Origin of the sequence: Prolixibacter sp. SD074 (genome assembly GCF_009617895.1) — a bacterium.
Lineage (GTDB): Bacteria > Bacteroidota > Bacteroidia > Bacteroidales > Prolixibacteraceae > Prolixibacter.
Map to the genome: position 1 here is coordinate 3,859,646 of NZ_BLAW01000001.1, position 14,884 is coordinate 3,874,529.

General features: G+C 46.0%; 10 protein-coding genes. 3 read left to right on the forward strand and 7 right to left on the reverse strand.

Going from position 1 to position 14,884, the window contains the following annotated elements; genetic code table 11:
• Window positions 1-22 precede the first annotated feature (22 nt).
• The 4 genes from GJU82_RS16585 to GJU82_RS16600 all read right to left on the reverse strand — a co-directional run bounded on the left by GJU82_RS16585 (window position 23) and on the right by GJU82_RS16600 (window position 3,711).
• The gene (locus GJU82_RS16585; protein WP_153633171.1) at window positions 23-1,225 is read right to left on the reverse strand and encodes an MFS transporter; all 1,203 of its coding nucleotides are present in this window, start codon (window positions 1,223-1,225) and stop codon (window positions 23-25) included.
• 154 nt (window positions 1,226-1,379) lie between these two features.
• Entirely contained in the window at window positions 1,380-2,630 is a 1,251-nt protein-coding gene (locus tag GJU82_RS16590; RefSeq protein ID WP_153633172.1) for an ammonium transporter, read from the reverse strand.
• 33 nt (window positions 2,631-2,663) lie between these two features.
• Window positions 2,664-3,020, reverse strand: coding sequence for a P-II family nitrogen regulator (locus GJU82_RS16595; RefSeq protein ID WP_153633173.1), 357 nt, complete (start codon window positions 3,018-3,020; stop codon window positions 2,664-2,666).
• 28 nt (window positions 3,021-3,048) lie between these two features.
• Window positions 3,049-3,711 (reverse strand): hypothetical protein, encoded by a 663-nt coding sequence (locus tag GJU82_RS16600; RefSeq protein WP_153633174.1) that lies wholly within the window; start codon window positions 3,709-3,711, stop codon window positions 3,049-3,051.
• A 517-nt stretch (window positions 3,712-4,228) separates the two neighbouring features.
• On the opposite strand from GJU82_RS16600, the gene argH reads away from it, so the two are divergent.
• The 3 genes from argH (at window position 4,229) to GJU82_RS16615 (ending at window position 11,950) form a co-directional block, all read left to right on the forward strand.
• Window positions 4,229-5,566, forward strand: coding sequence for an argininosuccinate lyase (gene argH / locus GJU82_RS16605; protein WP_153633175.1), 1,338 nt, complete (start codon window positions 4,229-4,231; stop codon window positions 5,564-5,566).
• A 386-nt stretch (window positions 5,567-5,952) separates the two neighbouring features.
• Window positions 5,953-10,473, forward strand: a complete 4,521-nt coding sequence (gene gltB / locus GJU82_RS16610) for a glutamate synthase large subunit (RefSeq protein ID WP_194831090.1) — start codon at window positions 5,953-5,955, stop codon at window positions 10,471-10,473.
• A 58-nt stretch (window positions 10,474-10,531) separates the two neighbouring features.
• On the forward strand, window positions 10,532-11,950 hold the full coding sequence (locus GJU82_RS16615) for a glutamate synthase subunit beta (protein ID WP_153633176.1): 1,419 nt from the start codon (window positions 10,532-10,534) through the stop codon (window positions 11,948-11,950).
• Window positions 11,951-12,362: 412 nt separating this feature from the next.
• Here GJU82_RS16615 and GJU82_RS16620 read toward each other — a convergent pair whose 3' ends face one another.
• From GJU82_RS16620 to hisF, 3 genes are all read right to left on the reverse strand, one after another.
• Window positions 12,363-13,256, reverse strand: coding sequence for an N-acetylmuramoyl-L-alanine amidase-like domain-containing protein (locus GJU82_RS16620; RefSeq protein WP_194831091.1), 894 nt, complete (start codon window positions 13,254-13,256; stop codon window positions 12,363-12,365).
• A gap of 223 nt (window positions 13,257-13,479) precedes the next feature.
• Window positions 13,480-14,079 (reverse strand): bifunctional phosphoribosyl-AMP cyclohydrolase/phosphoribosyl-ATP diphosphatase HisIE, encoded by a 600-nt coding sequence (gene hisIE / locus GJU82_RS16625; RefSeq protein WP_153633178.1) that lies wholly within the window; start codon window positions 14,077-14,079, stop codon window positions 13,480-13,482.
• Window positions 14,080-14,130: 51 nt separating this feature from the next.
• Entirely contained in the window at window positions 14,131-14,883 is a 753-nt protein-coding gene (gene hisF, locus GJU82_RS16630; RefSeq protein ID WP_153633179.1) for an imidazole glycerol phosphate synthase subunit HisF, read from the reverse strand.
• Window position 14,884 lies beyond the last annotated feature (1 nt).

Below are 14,884 nucleotides of genomic sequence, written 5' to 3' on the forward strand. Positions count from 1 at the left end.
TACAGCTTATTGAAAAAGTTTCTTACGATGTTGGTTCTGTCGTGGGTTTTAGCTTGATAACGAACAGTGCAAGTGTTACCATGACGAAGGCAACGCCGGCGCCGGCAACAAATGCTGTGGTAATTCCTCCGAGGCTGTAAAATATTCCGATAAACAGTGGCCCGAGCGTTTGTCCAAGTCGCAAAACCATGCTGTTGATGGACATGAATGCAGCCCTTTCCTTCATGGGTGCAAAACCTACCAGGAGATTCTGGATTCCCGGAATGGCCATCCCGTGTCCAAGGCCGAAAGTGACGACAGGAATCAGAAGTATTGTCCAGGAAGAAGCGAAGGACATGAAGGCCATGGCAATTAAGTAGAAAATAAAACTAAAAATCAGTTGGGTCCGCGGTTTAAACCATCGGTTAATTTTTTTTAATTGAGAAGAAGTGATAGCGGTAACGATGGAAAAACCGGACATCGTCAGTCCAATTTGGAGGGCATTAGCATGCAATCTGTTTTTTAGTAAGAGAGGGAAATAGGAGAGGTAGGCTCCATACAAAATGACGAAAATGAGGATATTCATGATAAATAGGCCCCATACATCATGCTTGTTAATGTTTTTCCAGGCACGTTTCAGGTAAGTTCTTAAATCGGGTTGCTTGTCAGGTTCCGGATTTTTCAATCGGGTTAAAACCCAAATAGCCACGGGGACGGCAAGAACAGGCAATATAAACGGATATTGCCAACCGTACATGGCCAGTATTCCGCCAATTGCCGGATACGATGCTGTTCCGATACTTAGCACGCTGGCATTGTATCCCATGGCAGCTGCACGTTGCTGCCCGGCAAACAAATCGCCAATGAGTGTAATGTTCAGGCTTCCTAATGAGGCTGCTCCAATACCTTGTATGAAACGGAGTGCCAGCAAGACATCAAACGAGCGAGTGAACATGCAAGCCAGGCCTGCTATTCCGAATAGGATAAGTGACGGGACCAGAATATTTTTCCGCCCCAGCCGGTCGGCTAAAATGCCGGCAACCGGAGTTAGTAAAACGCCTGGCAGGGTAAAAGAGGTGATGAGTAGCCCAACTTCGGCGGGGCTGATTTTAAAATAGTGAATAACGTCGGGGAAAGCCGGTGTAATGCTGGCTACACCCATGACGGCCATTAGTGTAATGAAAAAGATGATATAAAGGTTGGGATTTTTAAGTAAAGGTCCCGTTTGTTGAGGTTCTTTGCTCATTACGTTTGTTTTCAATTCGGGGTTTCTAAGTTAGGAAAATCTGAAAGATGGGCAAGTATGGCGGATTGAGAATAGAAGATTGAGGTGATATGAAGAAAACAAAAGGGGAGCTGAATAAACAACTCCCCCCTGTCTTATAACTAACCTATGGCAGTTAGTTGTAAGCCGATTCTCCGTGTTCGTAAACATCCAGGCCTTCTTCTTCGATCCGGCGTGAAACACGCAGTCCAATAGTTGATTTCAAAAGCTTGAACAGGATATAGCCAGTACCCAGGCTCCAGGCCATAACAGCCAGTACTCCAAGAGCCTGGATTCCCAGTAAGTGTGCTCCACCGCCGTAGAACAAACCACCATTGGTAGAGAATAGACCAACCATCAAGGTTCCGGCGGCCCCACCCAATCCATGAACCGATACAGCACCCACGGGGTCGTCTATGTGTAGTTTCTGGTCGATAAATTCGACACCAAATACCAGGATGATTCCGGCAATAGCACCAATCGCTATAGCGCCACCGGGAGTGACGGTGTCACAGCCGGCTGTAATGGCTACCAATCCTGCCAAAGCACCGTTCAGGGTTAATGACAGTGACGGGAATTTGTACCGTCCCCATGATACCAGCATGGATGACAGCGCTCCCGCCGCTGCAGCCAGGTTAGTCGTAATAAATATTAATGAGATGGCATGGGAGTTATCTGATCCGGCAGCGGCAAGCTGTGAGCCAGGGTTAAATCCAAACCATCCAAACCACAGAATAAATACGCCAAGGGCTCCGAAGGTGAGGTTATGGCCAGGAATGGCTTTTGATTTGCCGTTGTATTTCCCGATACGGGGTCCAACCATAATGGCGCCAGCCAGGCCTAACCAGGCACCTACAGAGTGAACAACGGTCGAGCCGGCAAAATCATGAAAGCCAAGTTCCGAAAGCCAACCTCCTCCCCAGACCCAATGGCCTGAAACAGGATAAATAAAAAGGGTTATAACGACACTGAAAATTAGGTACGTACTAAACTTAGTCCGTTCAGCAACGGCACCGGAAACAATCGTAGCCGCAGTAGCTGCAAATACGGTCTGGAAAAACAGGATGGCTAAATCCGGAATGTCATTTCCGTAACTTGCAGTGAAGAAGAGATTCGGTTTACCAATAAGGCCACCGATGTCGCCGCCGAACATCAGACTAAATCCAACCAACCAAAAGGCCAATGAACCAACGCTGAAATCCATCAGGTTTTTCATTAGGATATTGGCGGTGTTTTTTGCCCGGGTAAAACCAGCTTCGACCATTGCAAAGCCAGGTTGCATGAACATGACCAAAACGGCTGCCACGAGTACCCAGACGGTATCGAGTGAGGTTGCGTTGGAGCTAACCGCCGACGCAATATCTGTTATTTTCAAAGTTTCTTGCATAATCTACTATATTGAGTGTTTTGGTTTCCGATTTTACTCCTCCCGACCTTTTATAAATAAGGCCTCATCACCAGACTCACCGGTCCTGATCCGATAAGCCTGCTGGATGTCAACGACGAAGATTTTACCGTCGCCAATTTCACCAGTCTGTGCCGTAGCAAGGATGGCTTTTATCGTTTTGTCCACGTTTTTGTTGCGTACAATAATCGAGAGTTTGGTACGCTCAATGGAACTCGTGTCGTAAACCACTCCGCGATAGACTCTTTCCTGGCGGGCCTGACCGATACCCCGGACATCCCAGTACGAGAAGAAATCAATCCCTACTTCGTTGAGGGCTTCTTTCACCTCATCGAATTTTGTTTTGCGGATAATTGCTTCAATTTTTTTCATGTGTATGTGATTTTTTCTTGATGATGGTTTAGAGAGAAATACCTACGACAAAAAAGATTTGCTCTTTGTCAGGGTTGACAATAACACTACCTGTAAGCGGAAGTGAAAACTTCTCAGTAATCGGAATTTCCTTGGAAGTTGAAATGCCAATGTTGACTACATTGAAATTGCTGTCTGTTGTGTAGCTTTCGTTACCGGCACCGACAAAAAGATTCACTTGTTTAAAGTTGTAACCAGCTTCGAAGTAAAGGTCATTGTTGGCATTCAGGTAGTAGTATCCCGAAAGGGAGAAATCACCCAAGGCTTGTGATGCGCCAATTTCGTAAGTGTGGTATTTGTTGCTAAAGTCAAAATAATTACCCGTGTTTCCTGGTTCAACGGGGAAATAGTAGTTGGTAAATGTGAAACTTAGTCCCGAATCGAAGGCATAACTCATGTAAAGGTCAGCTTCGGTTCCTCCAGTGTTGGCACTGAGAGAGTAACTGCCCCATGCACCAATGGCAAATCCACCAACCGAATATTCAATGGTAGGTTGTACAACAGGTGAATTACCGAAATCGGTACCCCTCCAGACGTAACGGTTGTAGAGATCTGCTCCAACATCCCAGGAGCCTTTTGATTCCTGAGCTATACCAACTGTTGCAGTGAGCAGCAGCAGTGATGAGAAGATTACAGTAACAAGTTTTTTCATTTTGAGCATTCTTTAGGGTTAAACATACATTTTAAGTTTCCTTCCTGAGTTGTCTGTATTTTTTATATGGCGCTATTTTATGGGGTAATAATTATAAAAAGAACTAAAAAAATATAACTAAACCCATTATTCTATGGGGTTATGTCTTCAAAAGTATACTTATTTTTTATTTAACCCCCCATTGTAGGACGTGGTGGTGCCGTCAATTAACAAAAACTTAAGAAACAATCACAAATTGGTAGGTAACAATGAGTAATTATGACAAAATGATTGATATTTAATTAAGAGTTGCGGTAGTTGTTATGTTGTTGAAGGATTGTAAAGAAAGAAGTTAGTTTGGCTATTGGTGAAAATTCGGGGGGGGTTGGCGAATGGGTTATTGCAATAAGTAGATTAATAGGGGCGAATAATTAAGGGATCATAAAATATTTCCTGTTTAAGTCTCAATCTGTCGTTATAATTCACCCTTTATGCAAACTTCAATTAACTTTGTTTGGCAAATCCTAAAATAAACAACATGAAGCTTTGGGACAAGGGATATAAAGTTGATGCTCTAATTGAGAGATTTACAGTTGGTAAGGATGTGGAGATGGATTATTCGCTGGCTGAATTTGATGTGCTTGGTTCGCTTGCACACATTCATATGCTGGAATCCATCAATTTGCTCGAAGGCGACGAGCTGACGGTTTTGACAAACGAACTACGTAAGATATATAAGGAGATCAAAACCGGTGAATTCGTTATCGAGGAGGGGGTGGAGGATGTACATTCCCAGGTGGAGCTGTTGTTGACCAGGCGGTTGGGGGACGTAGGCAAAAAGATACACAGCGGTCGTTCACGTAACGACCAGGTCTTGGTGGATTTGAAGCTCTTCACGCGTCACGGGCTGAAGGAACTGGTTGAAAGAGTGGAGATATTGTACCGAACGCTCGTAAGCCAAAGTGAAAAGTACAAAGAGGCATTGATGCCGGGCTATACACACCTGCAGGTGGCCATGCCGTCTTCGTTCGGTTTGTGGTTTGGCGCTTATGCTGAAAGCTTGATTGACGATTTGTTGTTGGTTCAGGCAGCTTACCGTATGGCCGATCAGAATCCGTTGGGCTCCGCAGCGGGGTATGGCTCTTCTTTTCCACTGGACCGGCAGATGACAACAGAACTCCTGGGATTCGATACCATGAATTATAATGTGGTATATGCGCAGATGGGAAGAGGGAAGACCGAGAAGATCGTTGCTTTTGCGCTCTCTTCGGTTGCTGCTACACTGGCAAAACTGGCCATGGATGTATGTTTATATATGAGCCAGAACTTCAACTTTGTCTCTTTGCCAAAGGAATTAACAACGGGTTCCAGTATTATGCCACACAAGAATAACCCGGATGTGTTTGAGCTTTTACGATCGCATTGTAACCGAATGCAGGCATTGCCCAATCAAATAACGTTGATGATTAATAATCTGCCCAGCGGATATTTCAGGGATTTGCAACTGGTCAAAGAGGTTTTCATTCCTGCTTTTGCCGAATTGAACGACTGTTTGGAGATTGCCAATTTTGCGATTGCCAACCTAACGGTGAATGGGTCTATTTTGGATGATGAACGTTATAAATATATGTATAGCGTAGAGGAAGTGAACCGGCGAGTACTTTCCGGTGTGCCGTTCAGGGATGCCTACCGGGAAGTGGGGGAAGAGATTAACAAAGGGGAATTTGAGCCTGATAAGGTGGTTCATCATACACACGAAGGCAGCATTGGAAATCTCTGTTTGGAAGAGATTAATCAGAAGATGGAGGGTGTCCTTCACGGATTCTCCTTTGGAAAGGTTGAAGTTGCCTTTCAGCGATTGTTAGGCGGGGAATAATGAGTTGTTTTGAACAATTTGTTCTCAAAAGAGCCTTTTCAGTAACGGAAAGGCTTTTTTATTGCTGTTAAGCATTCATATTTTAATCATATATGGCAGTTCTATTAACGAAAACTTAATACGTTCGATTATGCACTTATAAATCATCCTGTTGTATATATGTAATTAGGCTAACCTACCTCAATTCAGGACTTTCCAGCTCCCCCGCAGTGCCTCCGTTGTTGGAATTGTAAGATAAAAAAGCTATTTTTGCTTTCAGTCTAAAAAAATAGGTTGTTTTTTACTTACAGATTTCCGCCTGGCAGCTTACTTTTGTAATAATTTCTTGGAAGTAGCCTGAAGTTACTTCCGGTTTTCCTGAGTTTAGTCTATTAAATTTTTCAGATATGGTGCAGAAAAGATTTCCACAAATACAGGGGATGTATGACCCTGTAAACGAGCACGATGCCTGTGGTGTTGGGTTTGTTGCGCACATCAAAGGTCAGCAGTCACATGATATTGTAGAGCGAGGGTTGACTGTACTGCGGAACATGGACCACCGGGGTGCAACCAGCGCCGATAATCAAACTGGTGATGGAGCAGGTATTTTGCTCCAGATTCCGCACGATTTTTTCATCTCACAGAAAATAGATTTGCCTTCAGCCGGCCATTATGGTACAGGGCTGGTGTTTCTCCCGGTAGAAGAGGAGGAGGCCGCCGTATGTCAGGAGGTAATGAATCGTTATATCGAACTGGAAGGATTGCGTTTGATTGCATGGAGAGATGTTCCGGTTGACAGCTCTGTCGTGGGTGAAATTGCGCGGCGGACCGAACCAAAGGTGATGCAGGTTTTTGTTACAGCCCACTTGGAACAGGATGCGCTGGAGCGAAAATTGTATTTGGTTCGAAAACAAGCTGAGCGCGAGATTCGTGATTCTCATCTGAATGAGAAAGAATCGTTCTACCTGCCTAGTTTTTCAACGAAGGTAATTATTTATAAAGGTATGCTTACGCCCGATCAGTTGCGTAGCTACTATAACGATTTAACTCATCCGGAGACGAAGAGTGCGATTGCACTGGTTCATTCCCGTTTTAGTACCAATACTTTTCCAACCTGGGATCTGGCGCAGCCGTTTCGCATGGTGGCACACAACGGTGAAATTAACACAGTTAAAGGAAACCGCCTTTGGATGCACGCCCGCGAATCGCTGCTTCAGTCCGATTTATTCGGCGACGAGCTTGAAAAACTTTTCCCGGTGGTTGAACCCGGCAAATCTGATTCGGCCTCCTTTGACAACGTTCTCGAATTTTTGCACCAGACTGGCCGTGATATGCCGCACTCCCTGTGTATGATGATTCCGGAATCGTTCAACGAGAAGAACCCGATACCGGAAAGCCTGAAAGCATTTTATGAATATAACTCCACCCTGATGGAACCATGGGACGGACCTGCATCAATGATTTTCTCCGATGGCCGTTATATTGGTGGAACACTCGACCGGAATGGTCTTCGTCCTTCACGGTATGTAATAACCCACAACGATCTCATCGTAATGGGCTCGGAAGTGGGCGTACAAACTTTCCCTGCAGAACAGATTAAGGAAAAAGGACGGCTGCGTCCAGGGAAATTGCTGCTGGTTGACACCAAACTAGGTATCCTTATTCCTGATAAGGAAGTAAAGGCACAGCTTTCCCGCAGAAACCCTTACATCAACTGGCTGAAAGAAAATCGCCTGTTGATGGAAGACATTGTGGTCAAGCAGCGTGTATCTTCCAACATGGGGGATGACTTTCCGGCTTATGCCAAAGTTTTTGGCTATTCAAAGGAAGACATCAATATGTTGCTGAAGCCGATGGCAGAGAACGGTGCTGAGCCGACCAGTTCCATGGGGAATGACACTCCAATCGCTGTTTTCTCTGAAAAACCAAAGCGGTTCTTCAGTTACTTCCGTCAGATGTTTGCCCAGGTGACCAACCCGGCAATCGACCCCATCAGGGAAGGACTGGTGATGTCGCTCACCAATTATATTGGTTCCCTTTCGGGAAATATGCTGGAGGAGAGTCCGGAGCATTGTAAGTTGATCAAATTCGATAGCCCGATTATTACCAACACCGATTTGGGTAAGATTAAGGATTTAAAGCATGAAGCATTCAATCATGCCACTATCCCGATGCTTTTCCCTGTCAAGGATGGAGTAGAAGGGTTCAAGCAATCGTTTAATCAGATGTTGGCGCAGGCCGAAAAGGCCGTTGACGACAAAAAGAACCTGATTATATTAACCGACCGCGGAGTTTCAGCGGAGCAGGCGCCGATTCCTTCGTTGCTTTGTGTTTCTGCTGTGCATCACCACCTCATCCAGAAGAAAAAAAGGATGCAGATTGGTATCATTGTTGAGTCAGCCGAGCCGCGTGAGATAATGCATTTTGCCCTGTTGCTGGGATATGGGGCCAGTGTCGTGAATCCGTATTTGGCATTCGCCGCGTTGAATAAGCAGGTACGCGATGGTGAAATTTCCATGGAGTATAAGGATGCCCGTAAGAATTACATCAAAGCCATCGATAAAGGCTTGTTGAAGATTATGTCGAAGATGGGTATCTCCACGCTGCGTTCCTACCACGGGGCCCAGATTTTTGAAGCCATCGGCGTAAGCCAGGAACTCATCGATAAGTATTTCAAAGGCACAGCGTCGCGTATTAGCGGTATTGGTCTCGAAGAGATTTACCGCGAAGTGATGATGTTCCATGTACAGGCTTTTGCTCCCAATAGTCAGCATAAATTCATGCTGAAGAATACCGGTGAATATCATTACCGAATCGATGGTGAGCACCACGCCTGGAACCCCGAAACGATCGGATTATTGCAATGGGCGACCAAAACCAACGATTACGATGTTTACAAGAAGTTCAGTCAGCTGGTCGACAAGGAAAACCAGAAGCCTGCCTTCATCCGTGGCGCCTTGCAGTGGAAAAAGAATCCGATTCCGCTTGACGAGGTTGAACCGGCAGAAAGCATTATGAAAAGGTTTGTGACCGGTGCGATGTCGTATGGTTCTATTTCGAAAGAAGCACACGAAGCGTTGGCTGTCGCGATGAACGCTATCGGCGGACGAAGCAATACCGGCGAAGGAGGAGAAGACCCGGACCGTTTCGGCTCAGAGCGAAATTCCAAAATCAAACAGATTGCATCGGGGCGTTTTGGCGTGACCAATAACTACCTGATCAATGCACAGGAGATACAGATTAAGATTGCACAAGGGGCAAAACCCGGAGAAGGGGGACAGCTCCCGGGATATAAGGTGAATAAGATTATTGCGAAAACCCGTAAATCGACTCCGGGAATTACGCTGATTTCACCACCTCCGCATCACGATATTTATTCGATTGAAGACCTGGCACAGTTGATTTACGACTTGAAAAATGTAAATACTGCCGCCAAGGTTTCTGTCAAACTGGTTTCTGAGACGGGTGTAGGAACGGTAGCTGCTGGTGTAGCCAAGGGATTCTCTGATATTATTATTATCAGCGGAACAGAGGGTGGAACAGGTGCTTCTCCCGCCAGTTCCATCAAACATGCCGGTTTGCCTGCCGAGTTTGGAATTTCCGAGACGCAGCAAACACTGGTGATGAACAACCTGCGGGGACGCGTCAAATTGCAGACCGACGGTCAGTTGAAGACGGGGCGTGATGTCGTGATCATGGGACTGTTGGGTGCCGAAGAATTTGGTATCGCCACAGCATCGCTGATTGTAATGGGATGTGTGATGATGCGGAAGTGTCACCTGAATACCTGTCCGGCAGGAATTGCGACACAGAACAAAAAGTTACGCAAGCGTTTCATTGGTCGTTCGGAATATGTCATCAATTATTTTCAGTTTATTGCCCGCGAAATTCGTGAATACATGGCAGAAATCGGTATGCGCACCTTCGATGAGCTGGTGGGACGTGCCGATTTGCTGGAGCCGAATCCGGATGCGATGAACTGGAAAATGAAGAGGGTTGACTTCTCGAAGTTGCTGTATGTTCCCAAAGAGGCATCACAATATCCAATACACAATGTTCAGCCGAACACCAAGAACCTGGACGATGTGCTTGATCGAACGCTCATCCGCGAGGCGAATAAAGCCATTAAAGGTGGTGAGAAAATTTGGATTGCACACGAAATTAACAATGTGATGCGGACGGTAGGGGCCATGCTTTCGGGCGAGGTTTCCAAGCGGTATGGAGAAGACGGCCTTCCGGAAGATACCATCAATTGTACCTTTAAAGGCTCGGCAGGACAGAGCTTTGGCGGATTCCTGGCAAGAGGTATTAATTTCCGCCTGGAAGGTGATTCCAATGATTACCTCGGTAAAGGACTTTCCGGAGGTAAAATCACCGTAGTACCGCCAATGGGTTCCAACTTTGTGCCGGAAGACAATATCATTGTTGGTAATACGACGTTATATGGTGCTACCGGTGGTGAAGTTTACATCCGCGGTGTGGCAGGTGAGCGGTTCTGTGTTCGTAACTCCGGGGCCAAAGCTGTGGTTGAGGGAACCGGCGATCACTGCTGTGAATATATGACGGGTGGACGAACTGTAGTACTCGGAACAACCGGACGAAACTTTGCTGCAGGAATGAGCGGCGGAATCGCGTATGTACTCGACGAAAAGGGCGATTTCGATTACTATTGCAACAAAGGGCTTGTGGAACTGTCGCCTGTTGAGGACAGAGCGGATATCCAGGAACTTCAGGAGATGATTAGTAATCATTTGCTGCATACACAAAGTTCGCTGGCCGAGAGAATTCTGACCAACTGGGATGAACACCTTCCCAAATTTGTTAAGGTGATCCCATTTGAATATAAGAAAGTGCTTGAAGAGCTTAAGTTGAAGGACCTGAAGATGAAACTTCAGTTAACGGAAGATGATCCGGCCCGACACGAATAAGCCGGAAGTGATAAGTGATTAAGTAACTCAGCACGTTTAACGAATAAAAATCTTCATTATGGGAAATCCAAAAGGTTTTATCGAGATACCAAAGAAAGAGAGCGGATACCGTCCCGTTAACGAACGAATATATGATTTTGGCGAGGTTGAACAGACACTGAACGAAAAGGACAGGAAGGATCAGGCCTCGCGGTGTATGGACTGTGGCATTCCGTTTTGTCACTGGGCCTGCCCTGTAAACAGCAAAATCCCCGAATGGCAGGATGCCATTTACCTTGGGAACTGGGAAGAGGCCTACGATATCCTTTCATCGACCAACAGCTTCCCCGAATTCACCGGCCGCATTTGTCCGGCGCCTTGCGAAAAATCGTGCGTGCTGGCCATCCATGAGGAGTCGGTGACCATCCGGGAAAATGAAGCTTCGGTGGTAGAACAGGCTTTTACCAGAGGGTATGTAACCCCTCGCGTACCGGAAGTTCGCTCCGGAAAGAAAATTGCTGTGATTGGTTCCGGCCCGGCCGGCATGTCAGCAGCCGATGTGTTGAACCAGGCTGGCCATTCGGTCACTGTTTTCGAACAGGACGATGCCATTGGCGGATTGCTGCGCTATGGTATTCCCGATTTCAAACTGAATAAAGGTGTTATTGATCGCCGCCTGGAACTCTTCGTCACCGAGGGAATTGAGTTTAAAACCAATACCACCGTTGGGAAAGATATAACACCGGAGAAATTATTAAAAGACTACGATGCCGTTTGCCTGGCCGTTGGCGCTATGCAGCCCCGTGATCTGGTTGTGGAAGGCCGTGATTTGGACGGAGTCCATTTTGCGATGGAATTTCTGAGGCAACAGAACAAAGTCAACCGTGGCGAAGTATTTGCTGATGAAGAACGCATTTCCGCCAAGAAAAAGAAAGTGTTGGTCATTGGAGGCGGTGATACCGGTTCCGACTGTGTGGGAACCTCCATCCGCCAGAAGGCAGAGTCTGTTATGCAGATCGAAATTCTCCCGAAACCGCCCGAAAAACGGGTGGATAATAATCCATGGCCTTACTGGCCGAATACGCTTCGTACATCGAGTTCACACCAGGAAGGTTGCGAACGTCGCTGGGCGCTGGCTACCAAACGGGTAGTTGGGACAGGAGGCCGGGTAACCGGAGTAGAAGTTGTAGAGGTTATTTGGGAAAAGATCGATGGTCGGTTCCGGATGAAAGAGGTTCCGGGTACGGAAGAATTGATTGAAGCCGATTTGGTGCTGCTTTCCATGGGATTTGTTTCGCCGGTTCACGATGGTTTGCTCGACGGATTAGGTGTTGAATACGACGAACGTGGAAATGTGAAAGCAGTGACCAATACGACATCGGTTGATAAGGTATTTGCTGCGGGCGATGTGGCACGAGGTGCCAGCCTGGTGGTTCATGCCATCCGCTCAGGCCGCGATGCCGCTGAGAAAATTCATGATTACCTGATGCAGGATTAAGCACCATAACGCAAAAAGGATATATATTTTTTAAACGGTTTATTGATTGACTTGTTGAATTTTGAATTAGTAAAATTGGAGGCTGTCTTATTCGGACAGCCTCATTTTTTTTTGATGAGAATCGAATGCTCCCGTCAGGCCGTCAGGACCTGGTTGAAAGAAAGTCCCGATCTGATCGAAAAAAGGCCCCGATCTTTTTTAAAAAAGTCCGGACTTAATTTAAAGCAGGTCCGTATGTTCTGAAATTACGTCTTGATGTTTTGAAATAAGACCTTGACAATTTTAATTTATGTCTTGATGTTTTTAGTCGTAAGCTCGGGGCAGGGGATGAATCGCGATTTTGCGGCATTTTCGGGCATAAAAAAATCCCGGAAGAATTTCCCCCGGGGACTTGTATAAAATAGAGATGTTGTCAGTCTTTGGGTGGTAATGGCCGGATGTCCATCATTCCGGAAACATTCTTTCTTCCGTTCAGGTAATCTTCCATGGTTACTTCACCAATAATCACTTTCATGGCTTTAGAGGAAGCGTGCATCATGTGGACCCGGCCGTTTTCCTTCAGCATGATTCCCACATGCATAATATCGATTCCTTTTATCGCCGAGGTAAGCGCGAAAATGTCACCATCGTGAATGTCCGGTTCAGCCTCCTCAATTTTTCCTTTGCTGATATAAAAAAATGAGTTCCCGGAAATCTCTTTTTCGCGTTGAGCCATTTCCGGGACCCATTCCGGATGTTTTTTCAACTGCGGATAGTCGTCAGGATGATTGCTCATAAAATCAAGGTCAAGCGGGAAGGGTTTTCCTCCTATCTGGTAAGTCACATCCTCGACCAGGCCTTTCTTTTCGTTGTTGGAAATCCATTCGCTGAAATAGTGTAGCCGGCTCAGATAACCGTCAAGTTTGCCATTTCGGTAACGAACATTTTCCAGTTCGCGGGTAAACTTCCTGAATGTTGGTTTTCCGCTTTTAATGGTCCGCGCAATCGCGAGGCAATTTTCCACGTATGTGGTACAATCCAGTTCCCTGAGGTTCACAATCAAGGCTTCCTTATCGCGGTTATCCAGCGTATGCGCAACGTACGGCGTTCCCAAAAATTCTTTTCCAACCAGTACCATTATCTGTCCCATCGAAGAGTCTTTCTTCGGCAATAAGTCAGTGAAAATCCGGTTGAGAATAACTTTGTCCTGTGCGGAATAGATGACATCCGGGCCAGGAGCAGCAGAATCCTTTGGGGAAGCGGCTTTTAAACCAAATGGTAATGCCAGGATGATTAAAAGCAGCAGGTACTTAATTGACCATTTCATACATTGAATTTTTATGTGACGATTTTCAGCAAATGAAAACATTGGTTGAAGTTAATCAACCTGCCGGTGAGAACAATCGTGATTAGCTAATTAGATGGCCATAATGATTGTTTTCTCAGCTATCGGTAAAAAGTAATACCTTGAAAATGTTTCATATTCATGGTATTAACGTAAAGACGCTATGTTTTATTTTATAAAATGCCTGAATTCACGAACGCAGAAGTTATTGATGTCTCTTTTTCAGTTCACGGGCAATGTGTTCCAGCCGGTATCCTTTGTAGGTTAACAGCACGATGAGGTGGTACATTAAATCTGCTGATTCGTACAGCAGACGTTCGTCATTATTCGCCATCGCCTCGATAACGGTTTCGACCGCTTCTTCGCCCACTTTTTGCGCAATTTTGGCCGTTCCTTTCTGGAAGAGGGAAGTGGTGTACGACCCTTCGGGCATTTCTTCTTTTCGTTTATCAATAAAATCCTGAAGTTCTTTCAGGAACATGAAATCATCGCCCCGGTTCACTTCGCCCCAACAAGTATCGGTACCTGTATGGCAAACCGGTCCGGCGGGGTTCACCTTGATGAGCAGGGTGTCGTCGTCACAATCGGACTGGATGGAAACCACATGCAGGAAATTGCCTGATTCTTCTCCTTTGGTCCAAAGCCGGTTTTTGGTCCGGCTGAAAAAAGTGACTTTGTTTTCCGCTACGGTTTTATCGTAGGCTTCCCTGTTCATGAATCCCAACATTAAAACTTTGTTGGTCACGTTATCCTGAATAATGGCCGGAATTAATCCGTTTCCGGCTTTGTCAAAATCGAGTTCCATTCTGTTGTTCCTTATTTTTGAAGTACAATTAATTCATTTATTATTCCGGCTTTACCGGACAACAATTCCTTGTTGACGTAAATAGTTTTTCAGATCCGGAATCGCAATTTCACGGAAGTGAAAAATACTGGCTGCCAGTCCGGCATCGGCTTTTCCTTTGGTAAACACATCAACGAAATGCTCCATGTTTCCGGCACCTCCCGATGCAATGATCGGGATGGACAAACTTTCGGATAATTGAGCCAGTTCTTCGTTGGCAAATCCGTTTTTGGTACCGTCATGGTCCATCGATGTGAAAAGAATCTCACCGGCACCCCGGCTTTCCGCTTCTTTGGCCCAGCTAAAAAGCTCCTTGTCGGTTTCAATACGGCCGCCGTTGACTGTCACCGCCCAGTGGCTTGGTGTTTTACGTGCATCGATGGCTACGACAACAAACTGGTTTCCAAAATTCTTTGCTAAATTATCAATCAACGAAGGATTTCGCACAGCTGATGAATTGATAGAAATTTTATCGGCGCCGGCGCCCAGCAACTTGTCAGCATCTTTCAGTTCGCTGATTCCGCCACCTACCGTGAAGGGGATATTAATTTCGCGGGCAATTCGTCTGACCAAATCGACAAAAGTCTTCCGGCCTTCGTGCGTGGCGGTGATGTCCAGGAAAACCAACTCGTCGGCCCCCTGTTCGGCGTACAATGCTCCCAGTTCAACCGGGTCACCCACGTTTTGGATGTTGACAAAGTTGATGCCTTTAACGGTTTGTCCGTCTTTAATATCGAGGCAGGGTATGATTCGTTTTGCAAGCATG

Bases quoted from the DNA above. Each gene is read 5' to 3' on its own strand.
- GJU82_RS16585 (WP_153633171.1), bottom strand. From the start codon at position 1,225: ATGAGCAAAGAACCTCAACAAACGGGACCTTTACTTAAAAATCCCAAC.
- GJU82_RS16590 (WP_153633172.1), bottom strand. From the start codon at position 2,630: ATGCAAGAAACTTTGAAAATAACAGATATTGCGTCGGCGGTTAGCTCC.
- GJU82_RS16595 (WP_153633173.1), bottom strand. From the start codon at position 3,020: ATGAAAAAAATTGAAGCAATTATCCGCAAAACAAAATTCGATGAGGTG.
- GJU82_RS16600 (WP_153633174.1), bottom strand. From the start codon at position 3,711: ATGAAAAAACTTGTTACTGTAATCTTCTCATCACTGCTGCTGCTCACT.
- argH (WP_153633175.1), top strand. From the start codon at position 4,229: ATGAAGCTTTGGGACAAGGGATATAAAGTTGATGCTCTAATTGAGAGA.
- gltB (WP_194831090.1), top strand. From the start codon at position 5,953: ATGGTGCAGAAAAGATTTCCACAAATACAGGGGATGTATGACCCTGTA.
- GJU82_RS16615 (WP_153633176.1), top strand. From the start codon at position 10,532: ATGGGAAATCCAAAAGGTTTTATCGAGATACCAAAGAAAGAGAGCGGA.
- GJU82_RS16620 (WP_194831091.1), bottom strand. From the start codon at position 13,256: ATGAAATGGTCAATTAAGTACCTGCTGCTTTTAATCATCCTGGCATTA.
- hisIE (WP_153633178.1), bottom strand. From the start codon at position 14,079: ATGGAACTCGATTTTGACAAAGCCGGAAACGGATTAATTCCGGCCATT.
- hisF (WP_153633179.1), bottom strand. From the start codon at position 14,883: ATGCTTGCAAAACGAATCATACCCTGCCTCGATATTAAAGACGGACAA.